The following is a 16,278-nucleotide window of genomic DNA, read 5'->3' on the forward strand; positions in this document are numbered from 1 at the left end:
GTGCTGCGTCAATCGGGACTATTCGGGCGCCGACATCTTCAGGGCGATGAGGCCGTACGCCTCATTCGGGTTGAACGTCCGGTCGGCGATGGCCGACAGGAACAGTGTGTTCTTGCGCACGGTGGGCCGGGCGAAGAGGTCGAGGCCGTGGGCGACCGTCGTCGGATACTCGGCGAGGGTCTTCCGGGCGCCGGTCGCCGCGTTGTACTCGGCGAGTTCGGGTCCCTTGTCCGAGCTGTTGAGGCGCTCGTAGACGAGCACCTTCCCGCCGTCGGTGTCCACCAGCGGATGGAAGTCCTTGGACTTGTCCGGCTTGGTCTTCCACAGCAGCTTGCCGCTGTCGAGGTCGTAGGCCACGAGCAGGTTCGCCTCCTGGGCTTCCGACACGCTCATGACGAAGGTCTTGCCGAAGGCCGCGGCCTCCATCCACGGCGTCCCCTCCGGGCCCCAGGTCTGCACGTACTTGGCGGGTGTCCTGGGGGCGAAGCGGCTGCGGATCTTGCCCGTCTCACTGTCCAGGGCGATGATCCCCATGTCCTCGCGCTCTGGGTACAGCACAACCGGGTCCGTGCTGATGACCCGGCCGCCGATGGCCATCCCCGCGTCGAGTCCGTCCTCGCCCTCGGGCCGGAAGGTGTGGGTCCACTTGGCCTTGCCGGTGTCCGGATCGATCAGGGAGACCTCGTCGTACGGCTTTCCGAGCACGGGCTTGGTGTGGCAGGCGCGCACCCGGATCAGAGCCTTGCCGCCGGTATAGGAGGCGCCGTCGCACTTGGCGGACCTCTCCGGCGTCCACGCCGGGGAGCCGTCGGAGACCTTGAACGCCTGCGCGCCCGCGGTGCCCTGTGTGACCACGACACCACCGGAGCGGGCGAGATAGTTGTCCTTGATGTCGTCGGGGTTGGTGTCACCGGGTGTGAAGCTGTCGCCCGGCTTGGGCTTGGAGTTCGGCTTGTTCTTGATCTCCTTGGTCCACAGCTGCTTGCCGGTGTCCAGGTCATACGCGACGAGGTGGTTGCATGCCTTGTTGTCGCCGTACGCGACGATGCCGACCCCGCCCTCCGACTGACGCGGGGCGGAGCAGGTGGTGTTGCTGTCACCCGGGATCCGCGTCGCCCACAGACGGTTGCCCGTGGCGAGGTCGTAAGCCTTCACTCCGTCGGGCATGGTCTGGATGACGGCCTTGTCGGTGGTCCAGGTGCCCTCCACCTGCTTGACGCTCTCACCGGGCGGCATCTTGCCCTTGTAGCCGGGCTGCGACCACAGCACCGCCTCGTCGGCGGACGACCCGTTCAGCAGGAACCAGCCGCCGACACCGGCCCCGCCCAGCACCAGGAGCGCGACGACCAGCAGGATGACCAGGCCGGCCTTGCCCTTCTTCGCCGGAGCGGGAGCCGGAGCCGCGTACGGCGCCTGTCCGGGGTGCGGTGCCTGTCCGCCGTACGGCGCCTGGCCGGGGTGTGGTGCCTGTCCGGGGTACGGGGCGTGTGCGGCGGGCGGCGGGGGCTGCTGGCCGCCGCCGTACTGCTGCTGGTAGCCGAATCCCTGCTGCGGCTGCTGCTGCGGCCCGCCGGCGGGAGGGAACGGGCCGGGGACGCCGTTGCCCGTCATCGGACCACGCTCCTTACGTACTTGGCCCAGCCGCTCTCGAACGCGGCGCCGCTCTGGCCCGTTGCCTGCTGCAACTGCTGGTCCAGCTTCTTCGGGTTCTGGTAGTGGTCCGCGACGAACTTCAGGACCGCGTCAGGGCCGCCCTTCTTCTCGATGTACTTCATGACGAGATAGCTCAGGGAGTAGTCCATGCCGACGCTGTGCGGATACCTGCCGAAATCGGATTCGGCGTCCGGCAGTTTGCCGTCGAACGTGTGGCCGTGGAACGCCGCGCGCATCTTGCCCGCGCCCGCCCGTGCGTCGAAGTGGAAGGCGACGTACTCGGCGAATCCCTCGACCGCCCAGTTGCGCGGGCCGCCCTTGGCCCCCGTGAGGAAGCTGTGGTCGCCCTTGTCGATCGGCTGCACGAGGGCGTGCGCGATCTCGTGGTGGGCCAGCTCCCCCACCCCGTTGCGCCAGTCACCGCCCTTGAAGTAGCCGGAGCCTGCGTCGATTTTGATCCGGGCGCCGCCGAACTGCGCCTTGCCGCTCAGATCCGTGTACGCCTCGGCGTACGCCGGCATGGCCACGCTCATTCCCGCGTCCCAGCCGATGTCCTTCTGGTCGCTGGTGTACAGCGTTTTGTACGTGCTGCGCCGGGGCTCGACGATCACGGCGAACGACTTGGGCGTCGGCGCGGCGGTCGGCGGGTTCGCGCCCCAGTAGGCCAGATCGTCCCCGGCCGACTTCTCGATGACCGGGGCGACCCGGCTCGCCAGCGCGGTGTTCCTGGCGTCGGCGAGAACGACCGAATGCGCCTGCGCCTTGACGAACATGTCGTCGTAGACGTCCCAGGGCGCGGGGTAATAGACGTATCCCTTCGCCCCGTAGGCGGACGGCGATCCGCCCACCTTGGTGATGGTCGGCTTCTCGCTCTTCGACTTCCGCTTGACGACCCACCGGTACCATTCGGCCACCGGCTGGACGTCCACATTCTTGATCTTGTGGACGAAACCCACATCGAGTGCGACCGTGGCGCCGTCGCCGTAATCGTTGTCGCCCGTTCCGGTCTGCTTCTTGACGCGGTATCCGACCTCGGCGAACGGCACCTTGACCAGATTCTTGAAGATCTTCTTCTGCTGTGTGCGCGCGGCGCCCGAGAATGGCTCGAGGAAGGCGTCCTCGTCACGGTTGATCAGCGCTTTCGTCCGCCCGTCCAGCAGGCGGGAAATGTCGGTCTCGCTGAGCAGTTGCCCCTCGGAGCCGTCTCCGCCGGCGGCCGTGGGCAGCTCGTCGCCGCCCATGCCCTTGACGATGGCCACTCCGCCGACGCCGACGAGAGCCAGCACGGCAAGGACGATCACGCCGATGATCGCCCGCTTCAGCCCCCTGTTGTCATCGCCGGACGGCGGGGGAGGCGGGGGCGGCATCCGCGGACCCGAGCCCTGCGGCGGCCAGGGCTGCGCCGGAAGGGGGCCGCCCTGAGGCACCTGGCCCTGGCCGGGGGCTGCGTAGGGCGGGGCAGGGGCAGGGCCTGGGGAGGGGGGAGGCGGGGGCGTCTGCCCGTACGCGGGATTGCCTCCCGGCCCTCCGGGCTGCGGAGGGTACGACATCTGCTTCCTTTCGGGCACGGAGTGATGGCGCGGCGCCGAACTGCTGCGCACGCGGGCAGACTTGGAGACACCTCCCGCACGGCGTCCCGGCCGGGCCGGCGCCGCACGGGAGTTGAGGCCGGCAGTCGTCGGCACACGCTCGGGTGCCGCGTTCGAGTGCCGCCGGCACGCCATTGGCCGGAATCGTCCGCGATCCCTGACCACTTCCCCGTTACTGCTGACGCGTACTGTACAAGCGGGAACCCGCCGACCGGTCCCGGGGCGCCTAACTGCCCGACGGCGCGGGGAACGGCACGACCGCCACCGTTACGTTGTCGTGGCCCCCGCCGTCGAGGGCGTACCCGACCAGCTTCCGAGCGGCGTGCAGCGGCCGGGTGGGCGCGTCGACGGGCAGCACCGCGGCCATCTGCGCGGCGGACTCGGCGTAGTTCCACAGGCCGTCCGTGCACACCACCACCACGCCGGGTCCGTCCGGTTTGAACGTCACCGTGTGCGGCTCGACCTCGTACGCGTCCGCGCCGAGCCAGCCCGTGATGGCGTGTGCCCGCTCGTCGGCGTTCGCCTCCGCCTCGGACATCAGGTTGTTGGCGACCATCTGCGCGGCCCAGGAGTCGTCCTCGGTGAGCCGGGCCGGGGGCGCCGTACGGTCGTTGGGGATCCAGTACGCGCGGCTGTCGCCGACCCAGCCGACGGTCAGCAGCCCGCCGCCGATCACCGAGCCGACGAACGTGCAGGCCGGGGCGTTCTGCTGACGGTGCTCGTCATGGGCGAGGGAGGGGTCGTCGGCCAGTGCGTCGGCCGCCGCCGAGGCCGCCATGATGGCGTCGTGCATCGCCTGCTGGGGGTGCGTACCGCGCGGCAGCGACGCCAGCAGCGCCTCGCCCGCGGCCTCGGACGCCGCCTGCGACGCCTCGTCCGGCCGGGTCGCCGAGGAGACGCCGTCGCAGACCAGCGCGACCGCGGCGGGCGAACCGTCCGGCAGGGCCAGCGAGCGCAGGGCGAAGAAGTCCTCGTTGCGGTGATGGCGGTGCCCGCGGTCGCTGACGGCCGCGAAGCCCGCCAGCTCCCGCTCCATGTGGTCGCGGTCGCGCGGCTGGGCGCGACCGCAGTGGTCGCAGAAGCCGTCGGCGTCCAAGGCACCCGCGTGGCAGGCCGCGCAGAGCGAGAGCGTGTCGGCGGGGGCGTCGGGCGTCGGCGCGGGGGCTTCGTCGAACGGGGTCGCGGGGGCTCGTGGGGCTTCGTCGAAGGGGGACGAGGGGGCTTGCGGGGCTTCGTCGAAGGGGGACGTGGGGGCTTGCGGGGCTCCCTCGGCGTCGTCGTCCGCCTCTCCCGCCGCTTCGGCCGCCGCACCGGGCGCCCGAGCCGCTCCGGCGGCCCCCGCCGCGGCGTCGGCCACCACCTCGTACCCGGCGACACGGGGATCGACGGGCCGGGCGCCAGGGTCGCCCGAAAGCGCCCCCTCCGCACCCGGATCGCCCGCCCCCGCGATCTCCTCGAACGGAATCCGCGTCGTCGGATCCGGCGGCGGCGGCCCGGCCGGCTCCCCATGCGGCACCCCGACCGTCGGCGCGTACGAGGGCGGCGGCGGCACCGCCCCGTACCCCGAAGCTGCGGGCACCACTTGGTCCGCGCCACACCGTCCGCAGAATTTGTCCCCCGCATCCAGCGGCTCCGCGCAGCTCCGGCAGCGGGACGGCCCACTCACACCCATGTCACACCCACGTCCTGGGGCGGAAACGGTTGGCCCGTTCCACCAGCTCGATCCTTTCCTCGCCACGCTGCGCCAGCCGCGCCAGCAGGCGGTACGACCTCTCCAGCCCGAACCGCAGGCCGCGCTCGTCCAGCGCGCAGCCGAGCAGCGGCGGCCGCCGTTCACCGTCGGGCGGGTCACCGTGGCTACCGGAGAGTACCCAGTCCAGGGCGCTGCCCAGTACCTCGGTGGCCAGTTGTTCGCGGCGCCCGGCGTCCAGTCCGAATTCCGCCAACCCCGTGACCTGTTGGGCGGCCGCCCGAAGATCACCGAGCAGCGCGTCCGTCGGCGGGCGCTGCCGCAGCCGCGCACGGACCGCCGCGATCCGCGCCGCGGTCCAGTGAATGGACGACTCCGGTACGGCCTCCAGCGCCTCGACCGCGCCGCCGCGATCGCCCGCCGCCAGCCGCACCCGGGCGAGCCCGAACGCCGCGCTGACATAGCCGCGGTCGGCCGACCACACCAGGCGGTAGCACTCCGCGGCGGTATCCCACTGCCCCAGCAGCTCCGCGCTGACGGCGAGCGCCAGCTTCGGCGCCGGCTCGCCGGGAAAGGCGTCGTAGACCGCGTCGAAGGACAGCGCGGCGCCCTCGCGGTCCCCGGTGGCCAGCGACACCAGCCCCCGGTGCCACACCACCCGCCAGTCGACGCCCCGCCGCGCACCCCGCTCCGACGCCAGGGCGTCCAGCACTCCCTGCGCGGCCGGGCCGTCGCCCGTCTCCAGGCGGGCGCGCAGCTCGCGCAGCCGCAGCTCCGGCGAATCGCCGGGCGCGGAGCGCAGCGCGGGCAGCAGCTCGGCCGGGGCGAGGGTCATCAGGCCGGCCAGGAAACCGGCGTTGGGGTCGTCCGGGTCCACCCGCGGCACCGGCAGCGCGAGGGCGGCACGGGCCGTGTCCAGGGGGCGCAGCGCGGGCCCGCCGGGCGCCACGGCCCGGCCGTCCGCCGCCGCTCCCCGCGCACCCAGCAGCGGACCCTCGCCTTCAGCCGCCACCAACTCCGTGTCCACCACGCGTAGTTCCGGCCCGAACAGCTGGGAGGGCGCCGGCCGCTGCTCGCCCGACTGAAGCGCCACCACCTCCCGCAGCACGCCCGTCAGCTGCTCGGCCATCTCCTCCGCGGACGCGAAGCGGCGCGCCCGGTCCGGGTCGGTGGCCCGCACCAGCAGCCGGTAGAAGGACTCGTAGCTGCGGAACACCTCGATGTGCTCCGGGTCCGGGAGACAGTCCGCGAAGACGTTCGTATAGCCCTGGAAGTCGAAGGTGAGAACGGCCAGCGTGCGGGCGACGGTGTACAGATCGGAGGCCACCGACGGGCCCAGCTCGGCTATCTCCGGCGCCTGATAGCCGATCGTGCCGTAGATCGGGCTGCGGTCGTCGTCCATCCGGCGCACCGCGCCCATGTCGATCAGCTTGAGCTGGTCGTGCTGCTGGATGGCGTTGTCGACCTTGAAATCGCAGTACAGGAGGCCCCGGCGGTGCAGATCGCCGAGCGCCGCCAGCGCCTCGATGCCGTACGCGCAGGCCTGCTCGACCGGCAGCGGATCGCGCCGCCCCTGTGGGGTGCGCCGCTCGTTGGCGAGTTCCTTGAGCGATTTCCCGCCGACGTACTCCATGACGATATAGCCGTCCAGGCTGCCCGTCGCCCGGTCGAGATGCTCCACGAAGTTGTAGATCCGCACGATGTTGGCGTGCTCGATCTCGGCGAGGAACCGCCGCTCGGACACCGCGACCGCCAGCGCCTCCTCGTCGCCGGTGTCCAGCAGGCCCTTGAGCACCACCCACCGGTCGGCGACGGCGCGGTCGATGGCGAGATAGATCCAGCCGAGCCCGCCGTGCGCCAGACATCCCACGATCTCGTACTGGCCGTGCACCATGTCACCGGGGCGCAACTTGGGCGCAAAGCTGTACGGATGGCCGCACTTGGTGCAGAACCCTTCCGTACCGCCCGGGTCCCCGTCGCGCGCCCGCCCCACCGGCGCCCCGCAGTCGCCGCGACTGCAGAACCGCTTCCGCTCCGGGACCTCCGGGCGCTCCAGTACGGCGGCGCCCGGATCGGGCCGCGGCACCTGCGGCATCGCCACCAGGCCCGCGCCCAGCCGACCGCGCGCCGACCCCGATGACCCCGGCGGCCCCGATGACCCGGATCCCGGGCCGCTGCCCGAGCCGCGCACCGACACCGAGGCGGCCGGCGCCGGCATGCCCCGCGTCGCCTCGCCGTCGTCGCCGCCTGGACCGACGTCACCCTCACCGCGGGCGGGCGGCCGCGGCAGCCGGCCGGAGCCGGAACGGACCGAGCCGGACCCACGGGACGTGGGCAGCGAGCCGCCCCCGCCCGCCGGCGCCCGGCCCGTCAGCGCCGTGGGCGGCGACGACAGCAGCCCGTCCGCCGAGACCACCGGGGCCAGCCCGCAGACATCGCAGTACAGCTCGCCGCCGCCGACGTCCTCGTACCGCCCCGCGCAGACCGGCCGCTGGCAGCGGTCGTTGGCCCCCTCCGTCACGCGTCCCCCCTACGATCCGGCTGCTGCCGGTCCCTCTGCTCCGGCACCAGCGCCTCCGCCGCCGCCTGCTGATAACGCCACACCGCCTGCTCGGCCGCCCGCAGATCACACGGCGCGCTCCACAGCATCCGGCGGGCCGCGTCGTACCGCTCCAGCAGCAGCGGATCCCCGGCCATGCCGTGCCGGGCGACCTTCGCCTTGTACGCGTCCAGCCGCCCGCGCAGCTCGGCCCGCACCGCCAGCGGGGCGGTCACCGCCGTCAACGACTCGCGGGCACGGTGCAGTTCGTCCTCCGCCTGCTCCTCCAGGCTCTCCAGCAGCGGCGACAGCCGGTGCCACTGCGCCCGCCTGCGGTAGTCCGCGGCCGCCGCCAACCGCTCGTACAGCGCCGTCGACGGGCCGCTGACCGCCGGCACCTCCGACGCGGCGATCTTCGCCAGCACCTCGCCGCGGGCCTGCCGCGCCTCGGTCAGCGTGCGATCGGCCCGGGAGAGCACATCGCGCAGCTGCATCAGCCGCCGCTCCGCGTCCTGCCGGACGTCCAGCACCGCCTCGATCTCCCGCCGCACCCCCTCCAGGGCGCGCGCCGCACGGTCGTAGCGCACGGTGTCCGGACGGCCGCCACCGGGCGCGGAACTCCCCGTCGACGACGACACCCAGAACGCCAGCGGATCGGCGATCACCTGGCCGCGCAGCCGCGCCAGTTCGTCCGTGATCCGCTCCAGGTCGTCGCCCGCCGGATGCTCACCGGGACGCACCCCCACCGAATGCGCCAGCGAACGCGTCCGCCGCAGCTCGGCCGACAGCAGATCTATCCGGGCCGGCAGCGCCGACCACACCGCATCGGCGGCGACGATCACATCGAGCGACCGCGCGTACAGGCCGTTGATCCGGGCGACGAGCTCCTCCAGGGTCAGTCGCTCGCCCGGTCCGGCCGGCCCGCCCTCCGGGCCGCCGTCCTCCGCGTCCTCCGCGACTTCCGCGGCCTCACCGGCTTCCCCGGTCATGGTCACCCCGCCGTGCAACAGCTCCGAAAGCTCCACCAGATCCTCGGGGGAGGGCCAGCGGCGCCGCGCCCGCAGCTCACGCGCCGACTCCAACGCCGCGGTGTAGGTATCGAAATGCGACCACAGGACCGTGATGGACCGCTCGGTGACGGCCCAGCGCTCCTTGGTGGTGCCGGACAGATCGGCGCCCTCCAGCAGCCGGCGCCCGGCATGATCCTGCAACGCCAGCAGCGACGTCTCTATCGCCTCGTACTCGGCGCCGAGCCGGGCCAGGGCGCGGTCCACCTCCTCCCGGTCCAGCACCGGGGCAGGATGCCTCCCCGTGGAACCGGGGCAGGGCCCAGGGACCCCCATCGATCACCTCTCCAATACGCGTGCGGCGCACGGTGGTTGGCGCGCCTGGATCGCTCGGTGGACTGCTCCCTCCCCTCCCTTCCCCCCATAGTGACGGCAACCACCGCTTCTTGGGGCGATCGCCCGCGGCCCGCCGCCCGCCGGCTCCGCCGCGGCGCTTCGTGCCGTACGCGCGTCCGGGCCGCCGTACGCGCGCCTCAGTCGCTGTATTCCGGCGAGGGCGGCCCCGGTATCCCCGGCAGATCGGCCCGCAGCCACGTCCGGTACGACCGCATCCAGGGGCTGTCGGCGCCGCCGCCCCGGTAGTCGTCCAGCACCTTGTTGACCCGCCGCACCAGGTCCGAGTCGTCCTTGTTCATCGCCACGCCGTACGGCTCGTCGGTGAACGGCCTGCCCTTCAGCTCCACCGTCGGGTCCTGCGCCGCCTGCGCCGCGGCCAGCGCATTGTCCGTCACCACCGCGTCCGCCTGGCCGAGCTGCAGCCGCACCAGACAGTCGAGCTGATTGGCCACGATCAGCACCTTCGCGCCGTGCCGCTGCTTCATCAGCTCCGACTCACCCGTCGAACCCGCCGCCGTACACACCCGCTTGCCCCGCAGCGAATCGTCGAACGCCGCCACCGCCGACCTCTTGGGCGCCAGCACCTGCTGCCCACCCTGGAAGTACGCCGTCGAGAACGCCACCTGCTCCTTGCGCGCGCAGTTGATCGTCATCGTCCGCACCACCATGTCCACCGCGCGCTTCTGCAGCGCCGGGATCCGCTGATTGGTCGGCACCGCCTGGAAGACGACCTTGGCATCCGGCCCCAGGATGTCCTTGGCGATCGCCCGCGCCAGATCGATGTCAAAGCCCTCCAGCTTGCCGGTGCCGGGATCGCGGTATCCCCAGCGGTAGGTGTTCTGGTCCACCCCCACGACCAGCTGGCCCTTCTTCTGGATCCGCGCCACCGCCGGCCCGCCGTCCGGCGACGGCCGCAGGCTCTGCGCCGCGGTCTGCGCCGTACACCCCGCCCCGGCGGGCGCCGCGTGCCACCTGCCGGGACCGGCCGCACGATGCACGGCCCGCTCCGGGCCCGCCGGTGCACCCTCGAGCCCCTTGCTGCCCAGCGCGGGCACCAGCACCGCCGCGGCCACCGCCATCACCCCCACCCCCGCCGCGACCGGCGCCAGCGCGGCACGCAGATTCACCAGGGCCCGCGCGCGCCGCCGCCGGCCCTCGTCACCCGGCCTCATGTCCCCATCACCAGGCCTCCTCGCCAGGCTGTTCACCCGGCTCCTCATCGGTACTCCGACAGCCGGCGCCCGATGCCCAGTACCGCACCCACCGCGCCGAGCACCGCCAGCACCGCGGCCCCGACCGCCAGCCCGCCGAGCGCCGCCCGCCCGCCGTCCGCCGCCGACCGGAACTCCGTCTGCTCATGCGCCAGCGCCCGCCGCAACGAGGCATCCACCCGGTCGAAGGACTCCCCGGTGGTGCCGTCCCCGCCGATCACCTTGGCCAGCGCCCGGTCGTAATCACCCCTGACGTCCGCCGACCGGGCCTCGGCATGCCGCGCCTGCCACTGCCGGACGTGCGTCAGCGCATCCCGCACCGGCCGCCGCCCCGCCTCGTCGTCCGCCAGCGCCCGCGCCGCCCCCAGCCTGCCGCCACCCGACGCGTCTCCGCGGGCGTCCGCGCCCACCAGGTCCTTCATCCCCGTACGGAAGCCGGCCTCGTAGAAATCCTTCTGGTCCCCGGTCAGCACCGCCCCCCGCGCCACCAGCGTCAGATTCTCGTCCCCGCGCGCCTGCAGCGAATCGATCCGTGCCTCATTGAGCACCCGCAGCGAGCGCGCCCCACGCTCATACGAATCGCTCAGGCCCGACCGCGCCATCACATGCCCCGCCACCAGCCACACCAGTACGGCCACCGACGCCGCCGTCGCCGCCACCAGCCCCCTGTTGAAGACCCGGTTCGTCCGCCGGTAATTCCGCCGCTGCGCCCACCCCAGCGCCCCGATGGCCGACACCCCGGCCGCCAGCGCGAACCACGGCCGGGCCTTCGCCGCGTCGTAGTCCGCCGCCAGCCGGTCGTTCTCCGCGTCGTACAACGCGCGGGCGGCGGGCAGGAGTTCCTTCCGCATCTGTTCGTTGGCGTACCGCAGATAGGCACCGCCGAGCGGCAGCCCCAGCCGGTTGTTCGTCCGCGCCGTCTCGACCAGTCCCGCATACCGCGGCAGCGCGCTGTTCAGCTTGGCTATCTGCGCATCGGCCCCGTCCGAACCCCGGGTGTTAGCCGACGCCCTGACCAGCAGCCGCCCCGCCGTCGCAAGATCGGCGGCGTAGCGGTCACGGGTCGCCCGGCTCTCCTGCCCACCGGCCAGAAACCCCCCGGCGGCCGTCGTGTCCGCATCCGCCAGCGATCGGTAGATGTTCGCCGCATCCGCACTCAGCGGCTGGCTGCGCTCGACCACGTCGTCCGCGGCGGCCGCCCGGTCGGACACCTGCCAGGCCGTGATCCCGCCGAACACCAGCACCAGCAGGGCGAGTGCGGCACCGATCACCCGTAGCCGGCCCGGCTCGGTCACCGCCGCGGCACGCAGCTCGTCCAGACCGTCGGCCCATGCCGTACGGCGCCCGGCACCGGGCTCGGCACGCCCGCCGGCCGGCGCGGTCACCGCGCCCGCAGCGATCCCCGCGCCCGCTTCGACGGACTCCTCTGACGACACTGACGACACAGAACCTCCCCCTCGGTCGTCGCCGGGCCCGGCCCTCGCGCGAAGCGCCGGTGGGAGCGCTCACGAGAACTGGTGCACGGGCAGCAGTATGTCGGCACCCGCCGACAACCACACCGCGATTGACCCGATCTTGTACGGATCGCGCCGCACACCGCCTCGGCTCGTGACTGCCGGGCCCTGACCCTTCGACCCCTGACCCTTCGGCCCCGGAGCCTTGGCCTGCCCGCTACCCGGCTACCCCCGGTGACCGGCCTCACCCGCCCCACCCTGGCGGACGCCGGTGCGATGCGGCCGGTTCCCACCCCTCCTCCCGACCCCCGCGCCCCTCCCGACCGGCACTAGAGTTGCTCCCGACGCGGCCAGACGCCAGACATCAGGACACCGGCATCGGGACACCGGCATCGGGAAACCCGGCACCGGGCCACCGGCCTCGGGCACCGCCCCTGCGGCCCATGACCCACGGCCGATGACCGGGACCTGCCACCGCTGGTCCGTCACCTCGGACCTGCCTCATGGAGAGTGATCGAGTGGAAGCGGTGCGCAAGGGCAGGGTGTCGCTGGTGGAGACCGCGACCGACGAGATCCGCGGCCAGATCGTGACGGGCGTGTGGCCGGTGGGCAGCCGCATCCCGCCCGAAAGCGCGCTCTCCGAGACCCTGGGCGTCAGCCGCGCCTCGGTACGCGAGGCCGTCCGCTCCCTCGTCCACTCCGGACTCCTCGAACCCCGGCAGGGCGACGGCACCTTCGTGATCTCCGACGACGACAGTGCCGTCGCCCTCCGCCGCCGCCTGGAACGCGCCGAACTCACCCACGTCACCCAGGTCCGCCAAGGCCTCGACGTCGTCGCCGCACGCCAGGCCGCCAAACACCGTACGGACGAGCAACTCGCCGGAATCGAGGCCGCCCTGGCCCGCCGCCGCGCGGCGCTCGCCGCCCAGGACAGCGACGCCTTCACGGCCGCCGACGCCGAGTTCCACGTCCTGGTCGCCGAGGCCGGCGCCAACCCCGTACTCGCCGACATCTACCGCTCCCTCAGCGCCGCCCTCCGCGCGGAACTGCGCCGCGCCGCCTGTCTCGACACCGCCACCGCGGCCCCGACCGACCCGCACGCCCGCCTCGCCGAGGCCATCCGAGCCCAGGACCCGCAAGCGGCCGTGGACGCCGCGGTCCTCCTGCTCGCGGGGCACGTACGGGATCTCGCCCTGCCGCTCGACGACTGACCGGCCGCGGCGCGTACGACTTCTCGCACGCCCCCCGTTTCGCTCCCGCGCGCCGCTATCCGACACGACTCATGCTGACTACTCTAAGTAACGAAGTTGCTTCATCGAGTCAGTGACCGGCGCGGCCTGCCCCGCGCCCGGCGTTACCGGAGGCCCCTCATGCGCCGCATAACGCAACTCCTCAGACCCCTCGCCGCCGCGACGACAACCGGCTCCGCCGCCCCCGGCCACACCCCGCCGGCCAGCGGCTTCCTCACCATCGGCGCCACCACCTACATCGACCCCAACGGCCACTATCCGATCGACCATCCGCCGGACGGCGCCCCCGCCCTCGTCATCAACGACACCGACCACTACGTCACGGTCGTCACGGAACGCGACCGCAGCCCCGGTCGCGGCCACGACCCCACCCACGACCCCACCCACGTCGCCGACATCGTGCTCGCCCCGGGCAGCCGGACGGAGACGCAGCGCGGACACAGCGTTCAGGTGGGATGGGCGCGGGTGATGGGCGGGTGAGGGACGAGTGAGCGCCGGTGCGGCCGGTGGGTGGGGTGGGGCCCCGGAGGTGCCTCTTTCGGGGCGGCCGGCACCGCGGCAAGCGGCAAGCCCGCACCACGTGCCCCAGGCACCGGCTACCCGTCCATCGGGTGCATTTCGGTGCGAGAGGGCGTAGCGGAAAGGGCCCTCGTGCATGTCTTTGCTGAACGTGAACCCACGTGTCCCCAATGAACGGAGCAAAGCATGCGAATCCGAACCCTGCTCGCGACCGCCCTCCTGGCCTCCAGCGCCGTACTCGGCGCCGCGGGCATGGCCGCAGCGGACGACGAAGGAAGCCGTGGCTCGACGCCCGGATCGGGGGGCAGCCCCATGTCGGACAACATGTGGGGCAGTGCCAACGGCGGCGGTATGCCCGGCGACATGCTCGGCAGCGCCGGCAGCGGCTCCAACAACTCCGGCAGCGACCTCGGCGGTGCCGGCAGTGGCTTCAACGGCTCCGGCAGCGACCTCGGCAGCGGCGCCGGCAACGGCGTCCTCGGCTCCACCAGCTTTCGCTGACGACCCACGCCCCGCCGCGCGCCCCGGGAGACCGGGTGCGCGGCGGGGCAACCGGGCGCCGGTGCCGCACGGCGCATCGGCGCCGCCCCGGAGGCAGCACCCGTCGTCCCCGCAGGACCAGCCGCACTAACTGCACCAGCCCGATCAGCCCGATCAGCCGGATCAGTCAGACCAGCAGGACCAGCAGGACCAGCAGGACCAGCAGGACCAGCAGGACCGGTGATCCGGCGACCCACGGCCTATCCCCAGGCCGCCCGGAGCCGCTCGTACGCCTCCGCCCTCGCCGCCGCGTGGTCCAGCGCGTGCAGGGCCGCGCCCAGGACCGGGGGTGCGCTCACCACACGGGGCGCGGCCTTCGGGGCGCGCTCCGTCAGGAGTTGGGTGATGCGGTCGTGGAGCAGCGGGTGGCGGGCCGCCAGGACGCCGCCGCCCAGGATGACCGGGGTGGGCTCGGTGAGCAGGTCCAGGCGGTGCAGGGCGACCGTTGCCAGGAGGACGACCTCCTCCGCCTGGCGGGCCACGATGGCGCGGGCGACGGCGTCGCCGGCCGCGGCGACGCCGAACAGCACCGGTGTGAGCTCGTGGCGCCGCCGGTCGGGGATGCCCCGCAGATGGAGGGCTTCGATCAGTTCCTGCATGGTGGCCAGGCCGAAGTGGGCGGGGAGTGCCCGCGCCAGGTCGCTCGGTTCGCCGCGTCCGTCCTCGGCGCGGGCCGCGAACCACAGCGCCTCGTCGGCGAGATGCGAACCGCCGCCCCAGTCGCCGGAGATCCGTCCGACGGAGGGGAAGCGGGCGACGGCCCCGTTGCGGCCGACCCCTACGCCATTGATGCCCGCCCCGCACACCACGGCGACCCCCACCCGCTCCCCGGCGTCCGGCAGTCCGGCCCGCAGCAGCGCGAAGGTGTCATTGCCGACGGTCACCGTGCGGGCCCAGCCGCGGCCGGCGATCTCCGCGGTCAGTCCGGCCTCCTCGACGGGGAGGTCGGCATTGGCGAGGTACGCCGAGAGGTGATCGACCGGGCCCGTCATCCCCGCCTGTGCCAGGGTGGCCGCGATCAGCGGCGCGAAGACGTCCACCGCGCGCCCGACGCCCACCGCCGGCGGCTGGAACCCCTCGCCCCGGGCGGTCCCCAGCACCCTGCCGTCCGCGGCCACCAGGGCCACGTCCGTCTTGCTGTTGCCCGCGTCGATGGCGAGCGCGGTACTCGTCAGGCCCACGTGAGGTGCTCCCGGTTGTGCGCGATCAGTTCGTCGGTGAGCCGGTCGGCGTAGTCGGTCTGGCCGATGAGCGGGTGGGCGAGGAGCGCGGCGAATACCCGGTCCCGGCCGCCCTTCAGCGCCGCTTCCAGGGCGAGGTGTTCGTAGGCGGTGACGTGGGCGATCAGCCCGGCGTACAGCGGTTCCAGGGGGCGTACGGGAAGCAGTGCCGCGCCCGCCCCGCCCACGGCCGCCGGCGCCTCGATCACCGCGTCGTCGGGGAGGAAGGGGAGGGTGCCGTCGTTGCGGGCGTTGACGATCTGGACGTCGCCGGTGTCGCGCAGCAGCGAGGAGGTCAGTGCCACCGCCGCCTCCGAGTAGTACGCCCCGCCCCGCTTGCCGAGCAGCTCCGGTTTCTCGTCCAGCGCGGGATCGCCGTACATCTCCAGCAGCTGCCGTTCGATGGCCGCGACCTCCGCCGCCCGGGAGGGTTTGCTGCGCAACTCCCTCACCACTTCGTCGTGTTGGTAGTAGTAGCGGAGGTAATAGGAGGGCACGACGCCGAGGCGGTCCAGCAGTGAGCGTGGCATGCGCAGGTCGCCGGCGACGGCGTCACCGTGTTCGGCGAGCAGCTTGGGCAGGACGTCCTCGCCGCCGATGCGTACGGCCCGTTCCCAGGTGAGGTGGTTGAGGCCGATGTGTTCGAGCTCGACGTCCTCCGGGGCCACGCCCAGCAGTTTCGCGAACTTCCGCTGGAAGCCGATCGCGACATTGCACAGCCCGACGGCCTTGTGGCCGTGGGTGAGCAGCGCGCGCGTCACGATGCCGACGGGGTTGGTGAAGTCCACGATCCAGGCGCCGGGGTTGCGGCGCCGGACGCGCTCGGCGATGTCGAGGACGACGGGGACGGTACGCAGCGCCTTGGCGAGCCCGCCCGCCCCGGTGGTCTCCTGGCCGACGCAGCCGCACTCCAGCGGCCAGGTCTCGTCCTGGTTGCGGGCGTCCTGCCCGCCGACGCGCAGTTGCAGCAGCACGGCATCGGCGCCGTCGACGCCGGCGTCGAGGTCGCCGGTCCAGGAGATGCGGCCCCCATGACCCTGCCGGGCGAAGATCCGCCGGGCCAGCCCGCCCACCAGCTCCAGCCGGTCGGCGGCCGGGTCGATGAGGACGAGCTCGTCCACGGGCAGGACAGTGCGCAACCGTGCGAAGCCGTCGATGAGTTCGGGGGTGTAGGTCGAGCCTCCGCCGACCACTGCGAGCTTCATTTTTC

The 16,278-nt window shown here is 72.9% G+C and carries 12 protein-coding genes; 3 read left to right on the top strand and 9 right to left on the bottom strand.

Annotated elements, in window-relative coordinates:
• Positions 1-18 precede the first annotated feature (18 nt).
• From ACIRPT_RS07585 to ACIRPT_RS07615, 7 genes are all read right to left on the bottom strand, one after another.
• A complete protein-coding gene (locus ACIRPT_RS07585; protein ID WP_403823756.1) occupies positions 19-1,611 on the bottom strand; it encodes a PQQ-binding-like beta-propeller repeat protein in 1,593 nt (530 codons plus the stop codon).
• Positions 1,608-3,020: a hypothetical protein gene (locus tag ACIRPT_RS07590; protein WP_403823759.1), complete on the bottom strand. Its 1,413-nt coding sequence runs from the start codon at positions 3,018-3,020 to the stop codon at positions 1,608-1,610. The genes ACIRPT_RS07585 and ACIRPT_RS07590 overlap by 4 nt, the downstream gene beginning before the upstream one ends.
• 448 nt (positions 3,021-3,468) lie before the next feature.
• Entirely contained in the window at positions 3,469-4,914 is a 1,446-nt protein-coding gene (locus tag ACIRPT_RS07595) for a PP2C family protein-serine/threonine phosphatase (RefSeq protein WP_403823762.1), read from the bottom strand.
• A 1-nt stretch (position 4,915) separates the two neighbouring features.
• Complete coding sequence (locus ACIRPT_RS07600) at positions 4,916-7,453, bottom strand: tetratricopeptide repeat protein (RefSeq protein WP_403823765.1); 2,538 nt, start codon at positions 7,451-7,453, stop codon at positions 4,916-4,918.
• Positions 7,450-8,814: a hypothetical protein gene (locus tag ACIRPT_RS07605; RefSeq protein WP_403823768.1), complete on the bottom strand. Its 1,365-nt coding sequence runs from the start codon at positions 8,812-8,814 to the stop codon at positions 7,450-7,452. Before ACIRPT_RS07605 ends, ACIRPT_RS07600 begins: the two co-directional genes overlap by 4 nt.
• A 197-nt stretch (positions 8,815-9,011) precedes the next feature.
• Positions 9,012-10,046: a glutamate ABC transporter substrate-binding protein gene (locus tag ACIRPT_RS07610; protein ID WP_403823771.1), complete on the bottom strand. Its 1,035-nt coding sequence runs from the start codon at positions 10,044-10,046 to the stop codon at positions 9,012-9,014.
• 44 nt (positions 10,047-10,090) lie between these two features.
• The gene (locus ACIRPT_RS07615) at positions 10,091-11,470 is read right to left on the bottom strand and encodes a hypothetical protein (RefSeq protein ID WP_403824609.1); all 1,380 of its coding nucleotides are present in this window, start codon (positions 11,468-11,470) and stop codon (positions 10,091-10,093) included.
• Between the two features lie 572 nt (positions 11,471-12,042).
• Between ACIRPT_RS07615 and ACIRPT_RS07620 the strand changes: the two genes are divergently transcribed.
• The 3 genes from ACIRPT_RS07620 to ACIRPT_RS07630 all read left to right on the top strand — a co-directional run bounded on the left by ACIRPT_RS07620 (position 12,043) and on the right by ACIRPT_RS07630 (position 13,809).
• Positions 12,043-12,750: a FadR/GntR family transcriptional regulator gene (locus tag ACIRPT_RS07620; RefSeq protein WP_403506398.1), complete on the top strand. Its 708-nt coding sequence runs from the start codon at positions 12,043-12,045 to the stop codon at positions 12,748-12,750.
• 159 nt (positions 12,751-12,909) lie between these two features.
• Positions 12,910-13,269, top strand: a complete 360-nt coding sequence (locus ACIRPT_RS07625; RefSeq protein ID WP_403823774.1) for a hypothetical protein — start codon at positions 12,910-12,912, stop codon at positions 13,267-13,269.
• Positions 13,270-13,494: 225 nt separating this feature from the next.
• Positions 13,495-13,809, top strand: a complete 315-nt coding sequence (locus ACIRPT_RS07630; RefSeq protein WP_403823777.1) for a hypothetical protein — start codon at positions 13,495-13,497, stop codon at positions 13,807-13,809.
• Between the two features lie 239 nt (positions 13,810-14,048).
• On the opposite strand, the gene ACIRPT_RS07635 is transcribed toward ACIRPT_RS07630, so the two are convergent.
• Together ACIRPT_RS07635 and ACIRPT_RS07640 are read right to left on the bottom strand one after the other, a co-directional pair.
• Complete coding sequence (locus tag ACIRPT_RS07635) at positions 14,049-15,029, bottom strand: N-acetylglucosamine kinase (protein WP_403823780.1); 981 nt, start codon at positions 15,027-15,029, stop codon at positions 14,049-14,051.
• Positions 15,020-16,273: a 6-phospho-beta-glucosidase gene (locus ACIRPT_RS07640; RefSeq protein ID WP_403823783.1), complete on the bottom strand. Its 1,254-nt coding sequence runs from the start codon at positions 16,271-16,273 to the stop codon at positions 15,020-15,022. The genes ACIRPT_RS07635 and ACIRPT_RS07640 overlap by 10 nt, the downstream gene beginning before the upstream one ends.
• Between the last annotated feature and the right edge of the window lie 5 nt (positions 16,274-16,278).

Origin of the sequence: Streptomyces sp. NPDC101227, assembly GCF_044767545.1 — a bacterium.
GTDB lineage: Bacteria > Actinomycetota > Actinomycetes > Streptomycetales > Streptomycetaceae > Streptomyces.